Genomic DNA, 20,473 nt, shown 5'->3' with positions numbered 1-20,473 from the left:
CCGTCCTGCCTTACATGATGCCGGTGGCTTTGGTGACGATGAAGATCACCAGGCCGATGAGGACGACACCGATTGTTACCGTCACACCCAGGTCCTTCCACGTTTTCTTGCCCAGGTGGATCTCGTGGTAGACGGTAATGCCGTGAGCCGCGACGACGATCAGGCATAGGGCGCACAAGGCCAGCGCAAACAGCGAGATGAGGTCGAATCCGTAGTTTTTCAGTGTCTCCAGCCAGGTAGACCCTTCGCCTCGCGAGGGGGCTTGGGCTTGGGGAAGGGCAGCTTGGCTAATTGCTGGCACTAGCCCAGCGCTGGCCAAGGCCAGCTGAGTTTTGGCGCGGGCGCCGAGGGTGAACAGACGTTTGAGGGACAGCATGGATTTCTCCTCGAGGGGTTAATGTAAAATGAGCCAGGACAGCACGCAGTAGAGGAGCAGCCCACGAATGAGGGCGCCCTTGGCCGCGGCGGCTTTGAGGTTCTGGTTCGCCCAGCCCTTGTAGAGGCTGATGGAGAGCCACGCGAACCAGATCGTGGTGATGGCCATTGCCACCGAAAGCCAGAAGGTGTTGCTGGCTGCCGGCGTAAGGCCGCTGGCCGCTTGAAAGGCAGCGGTCTGCGCGGCGGTCATGCTCATGGCTGGGCGTCTTCACGCTGGTACTGGCCGGAGAGCTCGGCCGCATCGCGTGGCTGGGCACGGCTTGGGGCCAGGTAGTCCTGTAGGCCCTGGCGTATCCGGGCGATGTCGGCGGCGAGTCGGTTGTAGTCCAGGTGGTAGCGCGAACTGCCATCGCTGGGCAGCTCAGCGCTGCGGCGGGCGACCGCCTCAACGGCGTTGAGCTGGCGGATCATCACGTCGACGTTGGCTTGCTCGCTGGCGGTGCCGGCGGCGCGAGCGGCGCCCGTCGTGAGTCCAAACGTGAAGACCAGGCCACTGACGAGACCGAAGCGGGCGAAGAGTTTGCGTGGAGGAGGGGACAGTTTCACAGCGGGGCCCTGGGCAGCGGGTTAATGCCGCACAGGATGCCGAGGGCCACCAGGGAGGTCAGCGGGAAACCATTACTGCACCCAAATAGGTTGCAAACCCGCTTGGTTACTGACTCTGCGAAGGGGTGATGAGGCGCTTGAAAAACAGCAGAAAGCCGGTGGCCACCGCGTAGCCTACGCCCCACCCCTGGTTGCCGTGGGCGGTCTGCTGACCGATCTGGGCGCGGCCTTCCAGCACCGGCTGCACGCTGACCAATTCCCAGCCGTCCGCGCCCAGGGCCTGCAGGCGAGCCTGCCGTTCTGGATCGGCTAGGAAAGCAGCGACGTCAGGGGTGCCGGTCTGCTGTTCGTGCTTGAACATCAACCAGCCGCGCTCCTGGACGCGGTAGGAAAGGGGGGAGAATTCAGTGTGGTATTCGAAGCGGGCAGGGGACATGGACGTCTCCAGTTCGATGGGGTGGCCATCGTCCTGTAGTCCACGGTCGCCGCACCAGGCGAAACCGTATTCGGGTCTCATGAGGTTGCGATCAGGGCGTCGAGCGATCCTAGCCCCCGTTATCTTGATCTAGGCCAGTGAGGTGATGCTGGTGGTGGGCAAGACCAGTATGCGCTATGGAAGTGCGCCGCTTGACGCTGGATCGGCGGGAGCTGCTGTAACTAGGGTGTTCAAACCGATGGAATGAAGTTACTTACGCGGCGTATAGCGAAACAGCTTCCCCGATGCTTACAGAAATGTAATCGCACCCCATAAAGCGCTGTGACATCTTCCCGCCTAATCTTCTAACTCCTGTGCACGGCGCCGCTGCCGTCCCCGCTACCAGGACCTGCCCGTATGGAATCAAGAACCTCTCGACGTACCTTCGTCAAAGGCCTCACGGCTGCCGGCATGCTGGGCGGACTGGGGCTTTGGCGTTCGCCTAGCTGGGCTGCAGCCGGTTCTCCAACGCTCACTACGTTGACTGGTACAGAGTTCGATCTGTCGATTGGCGAAATGCCAGTGAACATTACCGGCAAGCGCCGTACAGCGATGGTGATCAACGGCGGATTGCCAGGCCCCCTGCTGCGTTGGAGGGAAGGCGATACAGTGACACTTCGCGTGCGCAACAGGCTTGATGCGGCTACCTCAATTCACTGGCACGGCATCATCCTGCCGCCAAACATGGATGGGGTGCCAGGATTGAGCTTCGCGGGCATCGAGCCGGGCGGCATGTACGTCTATCGATTCAAGCTCCAGCAGAACGGGACCTACTGGTATCACAGCCACTCAGGCTTCCAAGAGCAGGTAGGGGTCTATGGTCCCTTGATCATCGAGGCCAAAGAGCCCGAACCTTTCAAATACGACCGTGAGCATGTGGTGATGCTGACGGACTGGACGGATGAAGATCCGGCCTCACTGATGCGCACGCTTAAGAAGCAGTCCGACTACTACAATTTTCACAAACGCACCGTTGGCGACTTCGTCAACGATGTGGCTGATAAGGGCTGGGCCGCGACCCTTGCGGATCGCAAGATGTGGGCTGAGATGAAAATGAATCCCACGGACCTTGCTGATGTCAGTGGCGCAACCTACACCTACTTGCTCAATGGCCAAGCTCCGAACATGAATTGGACCGGCCTGTTCCGTCCTGGCGAGAAGCTACGCCTTCGATTCATCAACGGCTCTGCCATGACGTACTTCGACATTCGTATCCCGGGCCTGAAAATGACCGTGGTAGCGTCGGATGGCCTTTACGTTAATCCGGTTGAGGTCGACGAGCTGCGCATTGCCGTGGCCGAAACCTACGATGTCATTGTCGAGCCTACCGGCGATGCTTACACGGTCTTTGCCCAGTCAATGGATCGTACCGGCTATGCGCGGGGCACCCTTGCCGTACGGGATGGCTTGGTGGCTCCGATTCCTCCGCTTGATCCTCGCCCGTTGGTCACGATGGACGATATGGGCATGGGCGGTATGGACCATGGCGGTATGGACCACGGCAGCATGGAGGGCATGAAGTCAGGAGCCGATGACGGCATGCAGACCATGAGCAGTATGGGGGGCGACCCCATGCCAGCCATGGACCACAGCCAGATGCCCTCTATGCGGGGCATGGATCACGGCACGATGGCGGGGATGGACCCCGGTTCCATGTCTGGAATGGCCGGAATGACCATGCAAAGTCATCCCGCGAGTGAGAAGAACAACCCGCTGGTCGACATGCAGGCGATGTCCCCTACTGCCAAACTGAATGACCCCGGTCTGGGCCTGCGTAACAACGGGCGCAAGGTACTCACCTACGCCGATCTCAGAAGCACTTTCGAAGACCCTGACGGCCGCGAGCCGAGCCGCACCATCGAGCTCCACTTGACAGGACACATGGAGAAGTTTGCCTGGTCGTTCGACGGCATCAAGTTCTCCGAAGCTCACCCTCTGGTTCTCAAATACGGCGAGCGGGTGAGGATTGTGCTGGTAAACGACACGATGATGACGCACCCGATTCACCTGCACGGAATGTGGAGTGACCTAGAGGACGAGGAAGGTAACTTCCTGGTACGCAAGCACACCATCGACATGCCACCTGGGTCCAAGCGCAGCTATCGCGTCACCGCCGATGCCCTGGGGCGATGGGCCTACCACTGCCATCTGCTGTACCACATGGAGATGGGTATGTTCCGCGAAGTCCGGGTAGAGGAGTGAAGCCAGTGATCGCCTTGAGTCGATTCCACGTTTATTCGCTGTTTGCTATCACCAGCTTCACCATGGCACCCATCGTTGCCTTTGCTGCAGATACCACCAGGGCTGGTACTGACCATAGCCGGATGCAGTGCATGGACAAATGCAAAATGCGTGGCATGGACCACTCCAAAATGCAATGCATGGACAGCGGCAAAATGCCGGGTATGGATCACTCGAAAATGCAGTGCACGGACAAGTGCAAGATGCAGGGTACGGATCATTCCCAGATGCAGTGCATGAACAGCAGTCAGATGCAGGGGATGGATCACTCCAAGATGCAAGGCATGGACCACAGCCAGATGCAGGGGATGGATCATTCCAAGATGCAGGGCATGGATTCTGGAATGACCACCATGGCTCCCAGCAAGCCGGCAGCCCCCACTCAAAGCCGCACACCTATTCCGCCCATCACGGATGCGAGCCGGGCGGCCGTCTATCAAAGTGGCAAAGGCCATACCGTCCATGACGATGCGCTCAACTACTTCCTGCTGTTCGATCAGCTTGAGTGGCAGGACGCTGATAACGGCAGTGTGCTGAATTGGGACGTCAACGGTTGGGTCGGGGGTGATATTGACCGGCTCTGGATTCGCTCCGAGGGCGAGCGCACCAACGGAAAAACCGAATCCGCCGAGCTACAAGCATTGTGGGGCCACTCGATCGGCCCTTGGTGGGATGTGGTTGGTGGCGTACGGCAGGACTTCAAACCAGGCCCGCCGCAGACCTGGGCCGCGTTTGGTCTCCAGGGCCTGGCCTTGTACAACTTCGAGGCCGAAGCGACCGCCTTCCTTGGAGAGGGCGGCCAAACTGCTTTGAGGCTGGAAGGCGATTACGACATTTTGCTCACCAATCGCCTGATCTTGCAGCCCACCGCCGAAGCAAATTTTTACGGACAGAACGACCCCAAACGCGGAATCGGTTCTGGTTTGTCCGAAACGGAAATTGGGGTGCGCTTGCGGTATGAAATATATCGTGAGTTCGCCCCTTACGTTGGCGTCAGCTGGAGCCGCTCCTACGACAACACCGCCGATTTTGCCCGGGAAGAGGGGGAGGACCGTAGTGAGGCCCGCCTAGTCCTAGGTGTGCGTATGTGGTTCTAAGCAAACAATAAACCCCGTTCCCAACGAACAGCCTTTGGGCTGTAGGAGTTCGTATGCTCAATCGTGCATCTTTCGTAACGCTCTTCGGCGCTGGAATGCTGTTCAGCGCCCTAGCTCTCGCCCATCCCAAACTGGTGTCTTCGACGCCTGCCGAAGGCAGTGAAGGCGCAGTTCCGGCAAAGATCGAGCTGCACTTTTCGGAAAATCTGGTAACCCAGTTTTCCGGTGCAAAGCTGGTCATGACGGCGATGCCGGGTATGGAGCATCCGCCAATGGCGGTCAAAGCAGCTGTTTCGGGTGGCAGTGATCCCAAGACAATGGTCATCACACCTGCGTCGCCTTTGACGGCGGGCACCTATAAGGCCGATTGGCGGGCAGTGTCATCAGATACTCACCCCATTACCGGCAGTGTGACGTTCAAGGTCAAATAACATGGAAGATCCGTTCAGCATCGGACTTCGCTTCGCGCTGTATGCCGATTTGATGATGCTGTTCGGGCTGGCGCTCTTTGGTCTCTATAGTTTGCGTGGCCTTGAACGCCGCTCGGGTATGGTGTTGCCCTTCCTGCCGTTGCTGGCTACAACCGCGGTGGTGGGCCTCTTGCTCTCGACCGTATCCATCGTGCAAATGGCCAAGGCTATGAGTGGAGCAGCGGAATGGGGTGAGGCCATGCCGCACGTTGAGATGATGGTCACCGAGACAGAGCTTGGCACCGCCTGGCTCATTCGTATGGCCGCGCTCGCTGCCGCTGCTACGGCCATCGGTTTCAACCCTCGTTGGCCAATGGCAAGCCTACTCGCAGTTTCGCTGCTGGCAGGCGTGGCGCTGGCCACACTGGCATGGGCCGGGCACGGCGCTATGGACGAGGGGGCCCGCCGCTTCTGGCACTTCAGTGCAGACATTCTTCACCTTTGGGCTTCTAGTAGCTGGTTCGGCGCGCTGGTAGCTTTTGCCCTGCTGTTACGGCCTAGCAAAGTGGAAACACGGGCGTCAGTCCAGATCCTATCGCGCACGCTTGCAGGCTTTGAACGGGCCGGTGCCGTGATCGTAGTGCTGATCATCTTCACGGGTGTGATGAACTATCTTCTCATCGTCGGACCCCAAATTAGGGGCCTGGCACAAAGCACCTATGGTGTGCTGCTGCTGGCTAAGCTGGGGCTTTTCGCCGTAATGATCGGGCTTGCCTCGGCCAATCGCTTTCTCTTGAGCCCGGCATTGGAGCGAGCAGTCCACCAAGGCGATTACACTCGTGCGGCACGGTGTATTCGGCACAGCATGGCCCTGGAGCTAGGCTCCGCCGTTTTAGTGCTAGGACTGATTGCTTGGCTCGGTACGCTATCCCCTGAGATGGAAGCGGGAATGTGAAGCCGCCTGATCCCTTAGTGCTGCCCCGAAAAGATCGCGTAGCCGAGGATGGAGCATGAAACTGCTGGTAGCCGAAGACGAGCCCAAGACCGGCATCTATCTACAGCAGGGTCTCCGAGAGGCAGGCTTCACGGTAGATCGCGTGGTGACCGGAGCGGATGCCCTCGATCAGGTGCAGACCGAAGCCTATGACCTGTTAATTCTCGACGTGATGATGCCAGGCCTCGATGGTTGGGAGGTCGTCAGGCACCTGCGTGCTGCGGGTCTCTCAGTACCGGTACTGTTTCTGACGGCACGGGATGGAGTAGATGACCGAGTCAAAGGGTTGGAGCTCGGCGCTGACGACTACCTGGTCAAGCCGTTTGCATTTTCAGAGCTTCTCGCACGAGTTCGAACGCTGCTACGCCGTAGAATCAGCAGCTTGCCGGTTCAAACGAACCTGCAGATCGGAGACCTGCAGGTCGATCTGCTCACACGCCGCGTCACGCGTGGTGGTACGCGAATCGACCTTACAACCAAGGAGTTCGCCTTGCTGGAATTGCTAATGCGCCGGCGCGGCGAGGTTCTTTCCAAATCCCTAATTGCCGCCCAGGTCTGGGACATGCACTTCGATAGCGACACCAATGTCATCGAGGTAGCGATCCGGCGGTTGCGGGCCAAGATCGACGATGGCTTTGAGACTAAGCTGCTCCATACCTGCCGTGGAATGGGTTACAGGCTAGACGTGCAGGGCGAAGGATGAAGCAGGGTTCACTCACCTTCCGCCTGAGCCTCATGTTTGTGGTCGCGGTTGTTGCTGTCCTCATCATCGTGGGCATCGCTTTCAACGAGCTGAGCCGCCACCACTTTCGTGCTCTGGACGCCCAGGCGCTGGAAGAAAAGATGGAAGCGATCATTCAGATCGCCCAGGAGCCCGGCGCGAACTCGGAACAGATCAAAACTCGCTGGCATACGCTGCTGGGAGCACATCCTGATCTCAGCGCGGTATTTCTCAAAGCGGACGGAAGCCTATTTTTTGCGGAGCCTCCCCAGGCATCAGTGCCTTCCCTTGCTCAGGCTACCGAGCACGATGCCGTGTGGGAGTGGGAAAGCGACGGACACATGTTCAGGGCTTTAAAGGCGCCAGTCGCATTTTCAGAAACCAGCGCTCCGCTGGCCGCGTGGCTGGTTTTGGACGTCACTACCCATATGCACTTCTTTGCCATGCTAGAGCGCTGGTTCTGGAGCGTTTTAATAGCCAGCACCGTGTTGAGTGCCGCACTTGGTTGGCTGGTCGCCAAGAATGGGCTGCGTCCGGTAGCAAAGGTAACCCAGACAGCCGCCTCGATGTCCGCAGGCTCCTTGAAGGAACGTATTCCTCTGGAGCCGGTACCCGATGAATTGCGCGAGCTCATCACCGCCTTCAATTCCATGCTCGGTCGCCTGGACGAATCGTTTATGCGTCTATCAAATTTCTCCGCCGACATCGCACACGAGCTTCGCACCCCGATTAGCAATCTGCGGACCCATACCGAGGTGATTCTGGCCAAGAAACGGGATGCGGATGTGTACGAGGAGAACCTGACCTCTAACCTGGAAGAGCTCAATCGTCTGTCTGGAATCATCGACGGCATGCTGTTCCTGGCCAAGTCCGACAACGGGCTCATCGTGCCCGAGCCGGTAGAGCTAGACCTGGGTAAGGTCATCAGCAAGCTGTTTGGGTATTACGAGCTTCTGGCTGAGGACAAGGGAGTCCAGCTCAAGGCATCGGGAAGCGCTTTGATCTTCGCGGATAGCGTGATGATCGACCGTGTCGTGTCGAACTTGCTATCTAACGCCCTGCGCTATACCCCGCCCGGGGAGACGATTGAAGTCAACATCCAAGACCATGGCCGCCGTGTCGAACTTCGGGTCGAAAACCCTGGCCCCGAGATTCCACCGGAGCATTTGGCGAAGATTTTTGACCGGTTCTATCGGGTAGATCCTGCGCGTCGAGAAGGTGACGGAAACGCAGGTCTGGGACTGGCGATCGCACGGTCCCTAATGCACGCGCATGGAGGCATGATCTTATGTACCTCAGAGAATAGTCGTACGACATTTACGTTGTCGTTCACAAAGTCGATTATGGATAGGCCTGACCGCGTAGCTACCAGTAAACACTCCTAATAACGGCCTAGCAATATATACAATCCCTGAACATCCCTCCTCCTTTGATTCCCACATCACCTATGCCTAAGAACTAGTCCAATGCCCCGTGCCATGTTTGACATAAGACGAAACGAAAATAGGGTTTAAAGAGGCGTTACTTATATGACTTGCGGTAAGGTCGGTAGGACTTCTTTGAGCCTAAGAAGTTATCTCTACTATAGGCAATACCTTCACATGACCGATATCGTCCACGAGAGCTAGCGAACACTGCCTTAGCTCTTGAGGACGCGAGCGGATCAAGCAAGTGGGGGAAACGTCAGTATAAAGCGTGTCTCTCCTTCCGGGCATTCCGCATGAGCTCGCCCTTGATGATAAGCCATGATTGCGCGGACGATTGCCAACCCTAGTCCATTGCCGCCTGTTTGCCGGTTACCCGATCGGTAAAAGCGCTCGAAGAGTCTGGGAAGGTCCTGCGGATCAATCGTCTTGCCTTGGTTGATCACAGCTACGTGGCCACCAGCGTCGTGTTCTTGAGCTACCAGCTCTATATACACCAGTGTTTTAGGATGCGCGTGACGAATCGCATTCGATAGCAAATTTGAAAGCGCACGTTGAATCATCAGCTTGTCACCTTCAACTGCAAGGTGACCTTTGACCACCAGCTCGATTTCGTGCGCTTCGGCATAGGCTTCGAACAGGCTACAGACTTTGAGCGCTTCCTGATCAACGTTCACTCGAGTCGGTGAGCGCAGGGGCTCCTGGCTATCCAGTCGAGCCAGTAGCAGCATGTCCTCGACGATCCGGCCCAAGCGGTCCAGCTCATCCAACGATTCCTCCAACGCCTGCCGGTATGTCGCCTCATCTCGCTTTCGGCTCAATACCATCTGTGTACGACCTACCAACGTACCTAGAGGGGCACGTAACTCATGCGCGACGTCGTCTGCGAAGCGATCAAGCTGCTGCACGCCGGCATTGAGCCGCTCCAGCATAGTGTTCAGCGCGGCTGCCAGATCAGCCACTTCCGCAGGCAGATCGGTGTCGTCAAGCCGCAGTGACAGCCGCCGAGTGGTAATGGCGCGTGTGGTCCGGCGAAAGCGCCGTAATGGTGCCAGGCCCTGGTAGCCTGTCCACCAAGCTGCGGCGCCGATTAGCACCAGTAATATTGGTAGGCTTATCAGAGCCGCGCGCAAGAAAGCATCGAGAAGAAAATTATCGCTGCTACGGTCCTGGCTTAGCAGCAGCCGCTGCGCGGGCAAGCCTGGGATCGTCAGGTCCGCCCGAACGGTTAGCAAATCGTGACCGTCGTCGGCATGCCAGGCCATTGTCTGGCCATTCGGCCAATTTCCTTGTCGCAGCTCCTCAGCATAGGCGTGTGAGCCGAGACCATACAGGGGAGTGCCATCGTCGGAAGACAGCACCGTCACAGACAGCTCGTCGTGACCGAGCAGCGCGTCAGCCAGCATGTGCTGCCAAGGTGCTCCAGGATCCGTGGGGCGCTCTTCCAAGCTGTGCTGGATTTGTCCCAATTTAGATTGCAGCTGGTCAACTGCGCGCTTATCCAACTCGCGGGCCAAAACGCCGTACACCAGAACCACCAAAACGGTTGCCAAAAGCAAGCCCACGCCTGTAACAATCAGTCCCAGGCGCAAGGCCAGGCTCATGGGTCTCATGACCGCCGCTCCATCACGTAGCCAACACCCCGTACGGTATGGATAAGCGGCTCACCAAAAGGCTCATCGACCTTCATCCGCAGGCGTCGGACAGCGACTTCGACCACGTTGGTGTCGCAGTCGAAATTCATGTCCCAGACTCTTGAGATGATTTCGGTGCGCGAGAGCACCTCGCCTTGGCGCTGCATGAGCAGCTGAAGCAGAGCGAATTCCTTACTGGTCAGGTCAATCCGCTGGTCACCGCGGAAGGCACGATGGCGAAATGGATGCAGCTCAAGATCGGCCAGTTGTAGCGTATCGCTGACCTGCCGCGTATCCCCGCGCCGTAGCAGTGCGCGAATACGGGCAAGCAACTCTGGAAATTCGAACGGTTTAGTCAAGTAGTCGTCAGCACCAGCGTCCAGTCCTCGGACGCGTTCGCTGGTTCGGCTTTGGCCCGTTAGCAGCATCACCCGGGTTTGCTTGCGTCGCCGGAGTAGTTCCAGGACCTCCAGGCCATCCATTGTCGGCAGATTGATGTCCAGCAAGATCAGGTCGTAGTCCTGCTGCAGGGCGAGATGCAAACCATCGATCCCGTTCGCGGCGCGATCGACCACATAGCCATTCTCCGTGAGACCCTGCTGCAGGTAGTCCGCGGCCCGAGCTTCGTCTTCCACTATCAGTAAGCGCATCGTTTTTTGTCGGTCGTGTAGAGAATGCGGCGCAGGCTGAAGCCTGTAGTCGCTAGAGGGTCAAGCGAGCAAGCGTGCCGGTATACCTGCACGACAGCAACTTCCTTGCAACTTTGTAATGTTGGCGTCACCGGAGCGATAGGTAGGGCTCCCTAGAGTCGGCTTCCGCTATCGAGCGACGATCCCTTCGGGCGTCGCGCCTTCCGCACAGGAGCCGCCGTCGTGCCGTTACACCCTCCCTGTCGACACTTCATGTCCGCTCGCCTGACGGGCCTGCTTTTCGGGCTAGGCCTCCTACTGGTTGGTGGCCCCATCCAGGCTGCACCGCTCACCTTGGAGCAGGCGCTCGCTCAAGCCCTTCGCGACAGTCCCGACTACTTGGCCGCCCGCCAAGAGACCGCCGCAGCGGTGGGGGCACGCCAGCAGGCCGGTCTCATACCAAATCCAGAGCTGGCCTTCGAGGTAGAAGATACCCGCTCTTCAAGTCAGACCCGCAGCGTAACCCTTACCCAGCCCTTCGAACTGGGAGGCAAGCGCGCCGCGCGGGTTGCGTTGGCGGAGGCTAACGCCGCTGTCGTCGACGCCGAACTCACGGCGCGAAGTTATGCGCTACGGGCGGACATTATCCAAAGCTTTTACGAACTGTTACTCGCCGAAGAGGGAGTACGTCTCGCCGAGCAGTCGCAGGCGTTGGCCCTGCGTAGCCTAGACAGCTCAGCAGCGCAGATACGTGCCGGCAAGATCTCGCCGGTATCAGGCACCCGCGCTGAAGTAGAGCAAGTCACCCAGCGGCTGGAGCTGAGACGCGCACTGCAGCAGCGTGACAACGCGCGGGTGAGTCTTGCCCGCCAACTGGGTATCTCCGTGACCGAGCTCGGTGAGCCGGTCGGTGACCTGGATCGTCTGCCCGCACCTCCCGGCGAAGCCCTGCTGCTGAAGGCGATCCGCCAGACACCGGCAATGCTCAAGGCGCGGCGGCAGGTAGCCGCCGGGGATGCCGACGTCGATCTGCAGCGCAGCCAGCGCTATCCGGACGTGCGGGTGAGCCTGGGCAGCCAATACGACGAGCTCGAGGGGGAGCGGGTCAATCTGGTGGGCTTCTCGCTCCCGCTACCGCTCTTCGATCGTAACCAGGGCAACCTGCTCGCGGCCTCCAGTCGCGCCGACCAGGCCCGCGATCTACAGCGAGCGACCGAGCTGCAAGTTCAGGCCGAGACCCTTCAAGCGCTGCGTGACTGGCGCAGCGCATCAGCAGACGTTGATGACCTGCGCAACCGAATATTGCCGGCTGGCCAACGCACCGTCGACGACCTTACGCGTGGATTCTCGCTGGGCCGTTTTGCCCAGCTAGACGTGCTTGAAGCCCAGCGCGCCCTGATTTCGGCCAGGGGGCAGTACCTGGTCTCCCAGCGGGCGCAGATTGAGGCATGGACCCGCCTTGAACGCCTTCACGGCCCGCTCTTCACTTCCCCATGACGCTACAAATCCCGGGACTAAACCGGGTGCGGAGTTCTTGCATGACCATGATTTCATTGAGGCCGAGACTGCTGCGGCCGCTGCTGATCGCGGTAATTGGCAGTGGGCTGCCGTTCGGTACGCTGCAGGCGGGTGCCGGTCACGACCATCCCGAATCCGCCGCACCCCCGGCGAAGGCGGCAGCTGCCAAGGCGGGAGCGGCCCAGCCGCGCCCGGATCCGATCGCAGAGCAAGACGGCCAGGCAGCAGACGAGGACGGCCATGGCGAAGGCGAAGAGACGCATGCCGAAGGCGAGATCGAGTTGAGCGCAGAGCAGATTCGTGCGGCCGGCATCGAGACTCTTGAGGTCATGCCCGTAAGCATTGGCGCCTCCTTGAGCCTACCGGGAGAGATTCGCTTCGATGAGGATCGCACCGCGCATGTCGTGTCGCGAACCCCCGGCATCGTCGAGGAGGTGAAGGCCAATCTCGGGGATCGGGTGCGCAAGGGGCAGGTGCTGGCGGTCATTGCCAGCGAGCAGCTGTCCGAGGTGCGCAGTGAATTGGCGACCGCCCAGCAGCGTTTGCAGCTGGCGCGCACCCTCTATGCCCGCGAGCAGAGCCTCTGGCAGGAGCGGATCAGTGCCGAGCAGGATCTGCTGCAGGCGCGGCAGACCCTGCAGGAAGCCGAGATCGCCGTCCGCAACGCCCGCCAGAAAGCCCAGGCCCTGGGTGGAGCGGCTTCCGCTCTGGGCGGCAGTCGCTACGAGCTGCGCGCGCCCTTCGACGGCGTGGTGGTGGAGAAGCACCTGGTCCTGGGTGAGCGGGTGGACGAAGCCAGCAATCTCTTCACGCTCACCGACCTGTCCCGCGTCTGGGCCACATTCGCCGTTCCCGCACGCGACCTCGATCGAGTGACCGTTGGCCGAACGGTGGAGGTAGTCGCAGGAGAGCTGGACAGCCGCATCGAGGGCACCGTGGCGCATGTCGGCAATCTGCTGGGCGAGCAGACCCGGGCGGCGACCGCTCGCGTCACCCTGGCCAATCCGGCAGGCGCCTGGCGCCCGGGTCTGTTCGTCACCGTGCGGCTCGATGACGAGCGAGGGGCCAAGGTACTGGGCGTACCCAGTGGCGCCGTGCATGTCGTGGAGGATCGCCCCGTGGTGTTCGTCCGGACAGCGGACGGATTCCAGGCGACACCCGTGGTCACCGGGGTGCGGGACGGTGAGCGCACCGAGATTCGTCAGGGCTTGAGCGCCGGCCAGGTAGTGGCTGACCGCGGCAGCTTCATTCTCAAGTCGGAACTGGGCAAGGGCTCGGCCGAGCACTCCCACTAAGGGCGCATCATGTTCGAACGTATTCTTCGCTTCGCCATCGAGCAGCGCTGGCTGGTGCTGCTCGCCACGCTCGGCATCGCTGCCCTGGGGATCTACAGCTATCGCCACCTGCCCATCGATGCGGTGCCGGACATCACCAACGTCCAGGTACAGATCAACGCGGAAGTACCGGGCGCTTCGCCGCTGGAGGCCGAACAGCGGGTCACCTATCCGCTGGAAACGGCCATGGCCGGTCTACCTGGGCTGGAGCGGACGCGGTCGTTGTCGCGTTCGGGCTTTGCCCAGATCAGCGTCATTTTCGCCGATGGGACGGATCTGTTCTTCGCTCGCCAGCAGGTGAGCGAGCGCCTCCAGGGGGCGCGCGAAGCCCTGCCAGAGGGTGTGGAGGTCAACCTGGGGCCGCTGTCCACGGGGCTTGGGGAAATCTTCCTCTGGACGGTGAAGGCGGCGCCCCAGGCGCGCCGGGCTGACGGCGAAGCCTATACCCTCACCGATCTGCGCGAGATCCAGGACTGGATCGTCAAACCCCAGTTGCGCACCGTACCCGGGGTGGCGGAAGTCAACACCATTGGCGGCTATGCCAAGGAGTATCAGATCGCGCCCGATCCCAAGCGCCTGGCCGGCTATCGCATCACCCTGGAACAACTGGCGGTGGCGCTCGAGCGGAACAACGCCAATGTCGGCGCCGGTTTCATCGAGCGCGCCGGGGAGCAGCTGGTGATCCGGGTACCGGGGCAGCTCGGTTCCGTCGAGGATATCGCCACCATCGTGCTCGCTACCGTGGACGGTACCCCGGTACGGGTCCGGGATGTGGCCACGGTCGGGGTTGGGCAGGAGTTGCGGTCCGGGGCGGCTACCGAGAATGGCGAGGAAGCGGTACTCGGCACCGTCTTCATGCGGGTGGGCGAGAACAGCCGCGAGGTGGCCCTGGCAGTGGCCGAGCGCCTGGCGCAGCTCAATCGCAACCTGCCGGAAGGCGTGCAGGCGGTCGCCGTGTACGATCGCACCACGCTGGTGGACAAGGCGATCGCCACGGTACGCAAGAATCTCGTGGAGGGTGCGCTGCTGGTCATCGCCGTGCTCTTCGTCTTCCTCGGCAATCTGCGCGCAGCGCTGATCACCGCGCTGGTGATTCCGCTGTCGATGCTCTTCACCTTCAGCGGCATGGCGGCGAATCGGGTCAGCGCCAACCTGATGAGCCTGGGTGCGCTGGACTTCGGCATCATCGTCGATGGCGCCGTGGTGATCGTGGAGAATGCCATCCGCCGGCTGGCCCATGCCCAGGCGCGGCACGGTCGGGTGCTCGATCGCCGGGAGCGCTTCCAGGAAGTGTTCGCCGCCGCCCGTGAGGCGCGGAGACCGCTCATCTTCGGGCAACTGATCATCATGGTGGTCTATCTACCGGTGTTCGCCCTGACGGGTGTGGAAGGCAAGATGTTCCATCCCATGGCCTTCACCGTGGTGATCGCCCTGCTGGGCGCCATGCTGCTGTCCATCACCTTCGTCCCGGCGGCCGTGGCGCTGTTCGTCACGGGTCGCGTGCAGGAAAAGGACAATCGGCTGATGAGCGCGGCGCGGCGCGGCTATGCCGTCGCGCTGGATGCAGCCATGCGTCGGCGGCCACTGGTCTTCGCCGGCGCTGGCCTGAGCGTGGTGCTGACGGTGCTGCTGGTCTTGCGCCTGGGCAGTGAATTCGTGCCCAGCTTGAGCGAAGGTGATTTCGCGCTGCAGGCGCTCAGGGTGCCGGGTACCGGCCTGGGGCAGTCGGTGGACATGCAGCAGCGCCTGGAGCGCTCCATCCTGGATCAGATACCCGAGGTGGAGCGGGTATTCGCGCGTACCGGCACTGCCGAGATCGCCGCGGATCCGATGCCGCCGAATATCTCCGATAGCTATGTGATGCTCAGGCCGCAGGCGCAATGGCCCGATCCAGGCAAGTCGCGCGAGCAGCTGATGGCCGAGCTGGAGGCGGCGGCTGCGCGCGTCCCCGGTAGCAACTACGAGCTGTCGCAACCGATCCAGCTGAGGTTCAACGAGCTGATTTCCGGGGTGCGCAGCGATGTGGCGGTCAAGGTCTTCGGCGATGACATGGTGGTGCTGAACAAGACCGCTGCGGACATTGCCAGGGTGTTGCAGAAGGTCACCGGCGCTGCCGAGGTGAAGGTGGAGCAGACCGGTGGGCTGCCGCTGCTGAGCGTGCAGATCGATCGTGAGCGAGCCGCGCGTTACGGCCTCAATGTCGGTGACATCCAGGATGTGGTCGCAACGGCGCTCGGCGGACGCAAGGCCGGCACGCTCTTCGAGGGTGATCGTCGCTTCGATCTGATGATCCGTCTCCCTGAGACCCTGCGCAGCGATCCGGCGGTATTGGCGCGCCTGCCCATTCCATTGCCAGCGGTGGAAGGCCGCGTCGAGTTCATCCCCCTGGCCGATGTGGCGCGCCTGGAAACGGTACTGGGGCCGAATCAGATCAGCCGTGAAGACGGCAAGCGCCTGGTGATCGTCAGTGCCAATGTGCGCGATCAGGACCTGGGTAGCTTCGTGGCGGATGCCACTGCCGCCATCACGGAGCAGGTACGGATTCCCGCAGGCTACTGGACCAGCTGGGGTGGCCAATTCGAGCAGTTGCAGGCCGCCGCCGCCCGCCTGCAACTCGTGGTGCCGGTGGCCTTGCTGTTGGTGTTCGTGCTGCTGTTCATGATGTTCGGCAATCTGCGCGACGGCCTCGTCGTCTTTACCGGCATTCCCTTCGCCTTGACGGGCGGAGTGCTGGCGTTGTGGTTGCGGGACATTCCCTTGTCGATCTCGGCCGGTGTGGGTTTCATCGCGTTGTCGGGCGTCGCGGTACTCAATGGCCTGGTGATGGTCTCCTTCATCCGTGGCCTGCTGGAGGAGGGTAAGCCGCTGGACATCGCCGTGCGCGAGGGGGCCCTGGTCCGCCTGCGCCCGGTGCTGATGACCGCGCTGGTGGCCTCGTTGGGGTTCATTCCAATGGCCCTGGCAACAGGCACTGGCGCAGAGGTGCAACGCCCGCTAGCGACGGTGGTAATCGGCGGCATCCTGTCCTCAACTGCCCTGACGCTGCTGGTCCTGCCCGCGCTCTACCACAGCGTCCTGCGCCGGCGCGAAACCGCAGCCGAAGGATGACGGGATTGTAATGCGCGGCTCATCTTGGCGTTAGCCGCGCTCCTCTAGAGTGGCGTTCATACCCACACTCCACTCTAGAAGGAGAAACATCATGACTTTCGTGAAAGCTGCCCTGGCTACCGCCGTACTCGTCGTTGCAAACATCAGCTACGCCGCCGATGGCAGCGAGCGCTCCATATCGCACAACGAAGACTTCCGAGAGAGCCAAGCGGCTCTCAAGCAGCACCGGGAGATGCATGAGACGTTGGCGAAAGAAGGTCGCCAGTCAGACAAAACAGGCAGCGTTCAGGCGACAAACTGACAGCCTGTGGCCATGAGCGGTCGTAGCATCGCTTATGGCCACGTCTTGCAGCCTCTATGAGCAAAACTGCTTGGAATGATGTACACATGAACGGTGGTTGATAACGCTCCCGGTCAAGACCTGACAATGCAAGTTCTTGCGAAGTGGGGTCGATCTCGACTGACTTCTAGCAAGAGGTTCCCGCCTTTTGCGATTTGGCACTGCTGACAAGCGCTTCGATGATCCTGCACTCCGAGATCGTCCCGCCGTGGCAGCACGCTAACAGGCGCTGCAATTCTCCCTCCAATGCCTGCAAATCGGCCAGCCTCAACCGTACCTGCCGCAAGTGTTCCGCAACCAAGCTATCCACGGCATCACAGGGTGATTGTTGGCGATCTGCCAGGCCGAGTAGCTCGCGCACTTCGCCCAGGCTAAAGCCCAGCGCTCGGGCGCGCCTGATGAATTGCAGCCGATCCCGCTCAACTGGGCCATACAGCCGATAGCCTGACACTGAACGCGTTGAGCTAGGCAGTAAGCCTTCCTTTTCGTAGTAGCGGATGGTGACGGTCTTGGTGTCCGTGGCCTTGGCTAACTGACCGATGGTGTAGGTGCTGACGTTCATGGTGTTGACCTTATAGCGACTATAACCCTCAGCCTAAGGCAAATCCTAAGTGTTGCAGAGAGGGTGCCATGGACAGTTGCTGTGAAAACAAAGCCAGCGAACTCGCTCAGCTACGGAGTCGTCAGAGCCGCGTCCTCTACATTGTGCTAGCGATCAACGCCGTCATGTTCCTGATTGAGTTCACGGCCGGTTGGTTGGCGGGCTCGACCGCGCTGCTGGGGGACTCGCTGGATATGTTTGGGGACGCCTCGGTCTATGCCCTGACGCTGTTCGTCCTGAACCGTAGCGAACGAGCCCGGGCTGGCGCGGCGCTGGTGAAAGGTGGCTTCATGTTGCTGTTCGGCTTGGTGGTGATCGCAGACGCAGTGCGTAAGCTGATTCTGCAGGAGGCGCCGCTGGCCGACTGGATGGGCATCGTTGGCCTAGCCGCACTCCTAGCCAACACCTACTGCTTCTATCTGCTGTACAGCCATAGAGCGGACGATCTGAACATGAGGTCGACCTGGATTTGCTCACGGAATGACCTGGTGGCCAATGCAAGCGTGGTAGTGGCCGCCGTACTTGTGGCTGTGAGTGGCAGCCTCTGGCCGGACGTCTTGGTCGGCTTGGCTATCGCTGCGCTTTTCCTGCACTCGGCTTGGCAGGTTATTCGTGAGGCCTTGAAAGCCTGGCAGGCGGATTCCGAGCGGACGGTGCCAATTGCAACTCCTGTATCCGCACGCGTTATTAGCGTTGTCACACCGTGCTGCGATAGCGCGCCGCAGGTGGCGGCCGTTAAGCCTGCACAACGCGCCCAACCATCCGGGGGATGCTGTTCTGGTAGCGCCTGTGGCAATCAGCCAAAGTAGAAGAGACGGATTGTGTCGAATCTTGGGCTGTTGCCAATGCATGCCCGGACCACCAAGTGGCATAGCAGCGGTGCTCAGTGCAACGATCTAGGCCGCAGTCTTTGGTCAGCTGCACAGAGGTCTCTACCAGTAGCCAGTTCATGTTCCTGCTGCAATGCAACAGGACGAGCTAGCGAGCAGGAGATCACTACGGGCCGATCCGCCCATGTAATAACTAATCAGGTAACTTAAAAGCATGAAACTTAAAGGCCTTACCTCAGCTATGCAGCGTCTAGCCGTTCTCGCTACCCTGGCCACTGCCTCGTTAGTGCAAGCTGATGCTGGTGAGCTGATTGATGTGTATCGAGACCCCAACTGCGGATGCTGCTCCAAATGGATTGCCTATCTTCGAGATCACGGCTTTACGGTGAACGACCATTTGGAAGTCAACATGAGTCCGCTAAAGGCCAAGCTGGGAGTGCCTGAAAAATTGATGTCGTGCCATACCGGAGTGGTAAACGGAAGATTTGTAGAAGGCCATGTTCCGGTGGAGCAAATTAATGACTTGGCGAAACGAGAAGACCTGGCAGGCGTAGCCGCGCCAGGCATGCCTATGGGATCGCCGGGTATGGAATACGGGGGTCGTAGAAGCGCGTATCAGATTATTGGGCTGAGTAAGAGCGGACAACAAGAGGTTATTGCTGACTATCCAGCGCAGTAAGGTCTGGGATCAGAGCATCGCCACAGGGAGAAAAATGCCAACCTCACATAATGTTCAAACCAACCCTCTGCCCCCGCTGCTAAGGCTCTACCCCTTCACCCGCCACGCCCGTGACAGTAGGAAGTAAGAGCCTGAAAAAGGAAGCTGCGCCATACTCCCCATACCGGTCGTGTCAGCCAATACCTTGCGGCAGTAGCACTCATGCGGATACGCCTGAAGCACTGGAGAGCACGACGTAAGCCCCGCAAGAGTGCATCGATCAGATCGACCGCTGATTGACCCGCGCAGAGAGTGCTTCCGCGCTCTCTTTGCGCTCGGAGTAGCGGTCAACCAGGTAGGCGTCCCGGCCTCTGGTGAGAAGCGTGAATTTCATTAGCTCCTCCATGACATCCACCACCCGGTCGTAGTAGGCCGAGGGTTTCATGCGTCCCGCTTCGTCGAACTCCAAAAAAGCTTTGGGGACCGATGACTGGTTGGGGATGGTCACCATACGCATCCACCGACCGAGGACCCGCAGCTGGTTCACGGTGTTGAACGACTGGGATCCGCCACTGACCTGCATGACAGCGAGCGTCTTGCCTTGGGTAGGACGTACCGCGCCCAGCGTGAGTGGAATCCAGTCGATCTGCGCCTTGAATACCGCTGACATCGAGCCATGGCGTTCGGGGGAGCACCACACGTGCCCTTCGGACCAGAGCACCAGGTCGCGTAGCTCCTTAACTTTGGGATGCTCTACCGGCGCGTCGTCAGGCAGAGGCAGGCTGGACGGATTGAAGACCGCCGTCTCAGCCCCCATGAGCTGCAGGATTCGGGCTGCTTCCTCAACCAGCAGCCGGCTGAAGGAGCGCTCGCGGTTCGATCCGTACAGCAGAAGGATGCGCGGCTTGTGCTGAAGCTGTACCGGCTCGGAGAGCTTATCGACGGTTGGGACGTCGAACAGCGATTCGTCCAGGTTCGGGTTGGTTTCGAGAGTGTCGCTCATTGGATCTCTCCGATCTGATCGAGCGCCTGCTTCAGTTGCGCTGGGCTCAGAGCGTTCAGGTCGAGGCGGAAAAAGGCGTCCAGTCTTCTACGGATCTGAGCCACCGTTGCATCGAACGCGGCCTGGACCTGGTCAGCGCTGCCGACAACGTCAGAAGGATCCGCCAAGCCCCAGTGGCTTTTTATCGAAGGGCCAAAGAAGACTGGGCAGGGCTCGCCTCCTGCCTTGTCACAGACCGTGATGACGATGTCTGGCGGGTTGCTTTGAAAGGTCTCGGACCCTTTGCTGTAGAGGCTGGAGGTGTCGATGCCCAGGCCCTCCAGCGTCTGGACCGCGGTAGGGTTCAATCGTCCGCTGGGGAAGCTCCCTGAGCTCACGGCAGAGAAGCCTGCGGGTGCGAGGTGGTTGAAGAGACCTTCAGACAGAACGCTGCGGCAGCTATTGGCCGTGCACATAAAGAGGACTTTCATGG

Annotated in this window: 21 protein-coding genes; 12 read left to right on the top strand and 9 right to left on the bottom strand. The window is 60.2% G+C overall.

The window, feature by feature from the left end; all coding sequences use genetic code 11:
- Positions 1 to 10 precede the first annotated feature (10 nt).
- From PSK12I2_RS0107490 to PSK12I2_RS0107475, 4 genes are all read right to left on the bottom strand, one after another.
- The gene (locus PSK12I2_RS0107490) at positions 11 to 376 is read right to left on the bottom strand and encodes a TIGR03745 family integrating conjugative element membrane protein (protein ID WP_051398696.1); all 366 of its coding nucleotides are present in this window, start codon (positions 374 to 376) and stop codon (positions 11 to 13) included.
- A gap of 18 nt (positions 377 to 394) precedes the next feature.
- Positions 395 to 634 (bottom strand): TIGR03758 family integrating conjugative element protein, encoded by a 240-nt coding sequence (locus PSK12I2_RS0107485; protein ID WP_027597905.1) that lies wholly within the window; start codon positions 632 to 634, stop codon positions 395 to 397.
- On the bottom strand, positions 631 to 927 hold the full coding sequence (locus tag PSK12I2_RS0107480; RefSeq protein WP_027597904.1) for an RAQPRD family integrative conjugative element protein: 297 nt from the start codon (positions 925 to 927) through the stop codon (positions 631 to 633). Before PSK12I2_RS0107480 ends, PSK12I2_RS0107485 begins: the two co-directional genes overlap by 4 nt.
- A 163-nt stretch (positions 928 to 1,090) precedes the next feature.
- Positions 1,091 to 1,420, bottom strand: a complete 330-nt coding sequence (locus tag PSK12I2_RS0107475) for a hypothetical protein (protein ID WP_027597903.1) — start codon at positions 1,418 to 1,420, stop codon at positions 1,091 to 1,093.
- Between the two features lie 396 nt (positions 1,421 to 1,816).
- On the opposite strand from PSK12I2_RS0107475, the gene PSK12I2_RS0107470 reads away from it, so the two are divergent.
- From PSK12I2_RS0107470 to PSK12I2_RS23820, 6 genes are all read left to right on the top strand, one after another.
- Positions 1,817 to 3,661 carry a copper resistance system multicopper oxidase gene (locus PSK12I2_RS0107470; protein ID WP_027597902.1) on the top strand — a complete coding sequence of 615 codons (1,845 nt, stop codon included), beginning with the start codon at positions 1,817 to 1,819 and terminating at the stop codon, positions 3,659 to 3,661.
- Between the two features lie 266 nt (positions 3,662 to 3,927).
- Positions 3,928 to 4,797, top strand: a complete 870-nt coding sequence (locus PSK12I2_RS0107465) for a copper resistance protein B (protein ID WP_256203959.1) — start codon at positions 3,928 to 3,930, stop codon at positions 4,795 to 4,797.
- Between the two features lie 53 nt (positions 4,798 to 4,850).
- Positions 4,851 to 5,228, top strand: a complete 378-nt coding sequence (gene copC / locus PSK12I2_RS0107460) for a copper resistance system chaperone CopC (protein WP_027597900.1) — start codon at positions 4,851 to 4,853, stop codon at positions 5,226 to 5,228.
- 1 nt (position 5,229) lies between these two features.
- Positions 5,230 to 6,162: a copper homeostasis membrane protein CopD gene (gene copD / locus PSK12I2_RS0107455; protein ID WP_027597899.1), complete on the top strand. Its 933-nt coding sequence runs from the start codon at positions 5,230 to 5,232 to the stop codon at positions 6,160 to 6,162.
- Between the two features lie 55 nt (positions 6,163 to 6,217).
- Complete coding sequence (locus tag PSK12I2_RS0107450; protein WP_027597898.1) at positions 6,218 to 6,904, top strand: heavy metal response regulator transcription factor; 687 nt, start codon at positions 6,218 to 6,220, stop codon at positions 6,902 to 6,904.
- Positions 6,901 to 8,307: a heavy metal sensor histidine kinase gene (locus PSK12I2_RS23820; RefSeq protein ID WP_051398694.1), complete on the top strand. Its 1,407-nt coding sequence runs from the start codon at positions 6,901 to 6,903 to the stop codon at positions 8,305 to 8,307. Before PSK12I2_RS0107450 ends, PSK12I2_RS23820 begins: the two co-directional genes overlap by 4 nt.
- 278 nt (positions 8,308 to 8,585) lie before the next feature.
- Here PSK12I2_RS23820 and PSK12I2_RS0107440 read toward each other — a convergent pair whose 3' ends face one another.
- Both PSK12I2_RS0107440 and PSK12I2_RS0107435 read right to left on the bottom strand, forming a co-directional pair.
- Entirely contained in the window at positions 8,586 to 9,959 is a 1,374-nt protein-coding gene (locus PSK12I2_RS0107440) for a heavy metal sensor histidine kinase (protein ID WP_027597897.1), read from the bottom strand.
- A complete protein-coding gene (locus tag PSK12I2_RS0107435; protein ID WP_027597896.1) occupies positions 9,956 to 10,630 on the bottom strand; it encodes a heavy metal response regulator transcription factor in 675 nt (224 codons plus the stop codon). Before PSK12I2_RS0107435 ends, PSK12I2_RS0107440 begins: the two co-directional genes overlap by 4 nt.
- Before the next feature lie 252 nt (positions 10,631 to 10,882).
- Here PSK12I2_RS0107435 and PSK12I2_RS0107430 point away from each other — a divergent pair, with 252 nt between their 5' ends.
- The 4 genes from PSK12I2_RS0107430 (at position 10,883) to PSK12I2_RS0107415 (ending at position 16,870) form a co-directional block, all read left to right on the top strand.
- Entirely contained in the window at positions 10,883 to 12,106 is a 1,224-nt protein-coding gene (locus PSK12I2_RS0107430) for a TolC family protein (RefSeq protein WP_027597895.1), read from the top strand.
- Positions 12,107 to 12,147: 41 nt separating this feature from the next.
- A complete protein-coding gene (locus PSK12I2_RS23815; RefSeq protein WP_027597894.1) occupies positions 12,148 to 13,422 on the top strand; it encodes an efflux RND transporter periplasmic adaptor subunit in 1,275 nt (424 codons plus the stop codon).
- Positions 13,423 to 13,431: 9 nt separating this feature from the next.
- Positions 13,432 to 16,569: a CusA/CzcA family heavy metal efflux RND transporter gene (locus PSK12I2_RS0107420; protein WP_027597893.1), complete on the top strand. Its 3,138-nt coding sequence runs from the start codon at positions 13,432 to 13,434 to the stop codon at positions 16,567 to 16,569.
- Between the two features lie 91 nt (positions 16,570 to 16,660).
- Complete coding sequence (locus PSK12I2_RS0107415) at positions 16,661 to 16,870, top strand: hypothetical protein (RefSeq protein ID WP_027597892.1); 210 nt, start codon at positions 16,661 to 16,663, stop codon at positions 16,868 to 16,870.
- 166 nt (positions 16,871 to 17,036) lie between these two features.
- Here the strand turns inward: PSK12I2_RS0107415 and PSK12I2_RS23810 are convergent, their stop codons facing one another.
- Entirely contained in the window at positions 17,037 to 17,471 is a 435-nt protein-coding gene (locus PSK12I2_RS23810; protein ID WP_037007578.1) for a helix-turn-helix domain-containing protein, read from the bottom strand.
- A gap of 68 nt (positions 17,472 to 17,539) precedes the next feature.
- Between PSK12I2_RS23810 and PSK12I2_RS0107405 the strand changes: the two genes are divergently transcribed.
- Both PSK12I2_RS0107405 and PSK12I2_RS24550 read left to right on the top strand, forming a co-directional pair.
- Positions 17,540 to 18,319, top strand: coding sequence for a cation diffusion facilitator family transporter (locus tag PSK12I2_RS0107405; RefSeq protein WP_027597891.1), 780 nt, complete (start codon positions 17,540 to 17,542; stop codon positions 18,317 to 18,319).
- A gap of 235 nt (positions 18,320 to 18,554) precedes the next feature.
- On the top strand, positions 18,555 to 19,019 hold the full coding sequence (locus PSK12I2_RS24550; protein ID WP_084222070.1) for a DUF411 domain-containing protein: 465 nt from the start codon (positions 18,555 to 18,557) through the stop codon (positions 19,017 to 19,019).
- A gap of 259 nt (positions 19,020 to 19,278) precedes the next feature.
- On the opposite strand, the gene arsH is transcribed toward PSK12I2_RS24550, so the two are convergent.
- Both arsH and PSK12I2_RS0107395 read right to left on the bottom strand, forming a co-directional pair.
- The gene (gene arsH / locus PSK12I2_RS0107400) at positions 19,279 to 20,001 is read right to left on the bottom strand and encodes an arsenical resistance protein ArsH (protein WP_027597890.1); all 723 of its coding nucleotides are present in this window, start codon (positions 19,999 to 20,001) and stop codon (positions 19,279 to 19,281) included.
- Positions 19,998 to 20,471, bottom strand: a complete 474-nt coding sequence (locus tag PSK12I2_RS0107395) for an arsenate reductase ArsC (protein ID WP_027597889.1) — start codon at positions 20,469 to 20,471, stop codon at positions 19,998 to 20,000. Before PSK12I2_RS0107395 ends, arsH begins: the two co-directional genes overlap by 4 nt.
- Positions 20,472 to 20,473 lie beyond the last annotated feature (2 nt).

This window comes from Pseudomonas sp. MOIL14HWK12:I2, assembly GCF_000510745.1.
In the GTDB taxonomy this organism is placed as follows: domain Bacteria; phylum Pseudomonadota; class Gammaproteobacteria; order Pseudomonadales; family Pseudomonadaceae; genus Chryseomonas; species Chryseomonas oryzihabitans.
This window is presented reverse-complemented; position numbering and strand designations above follow the sequence as displayed.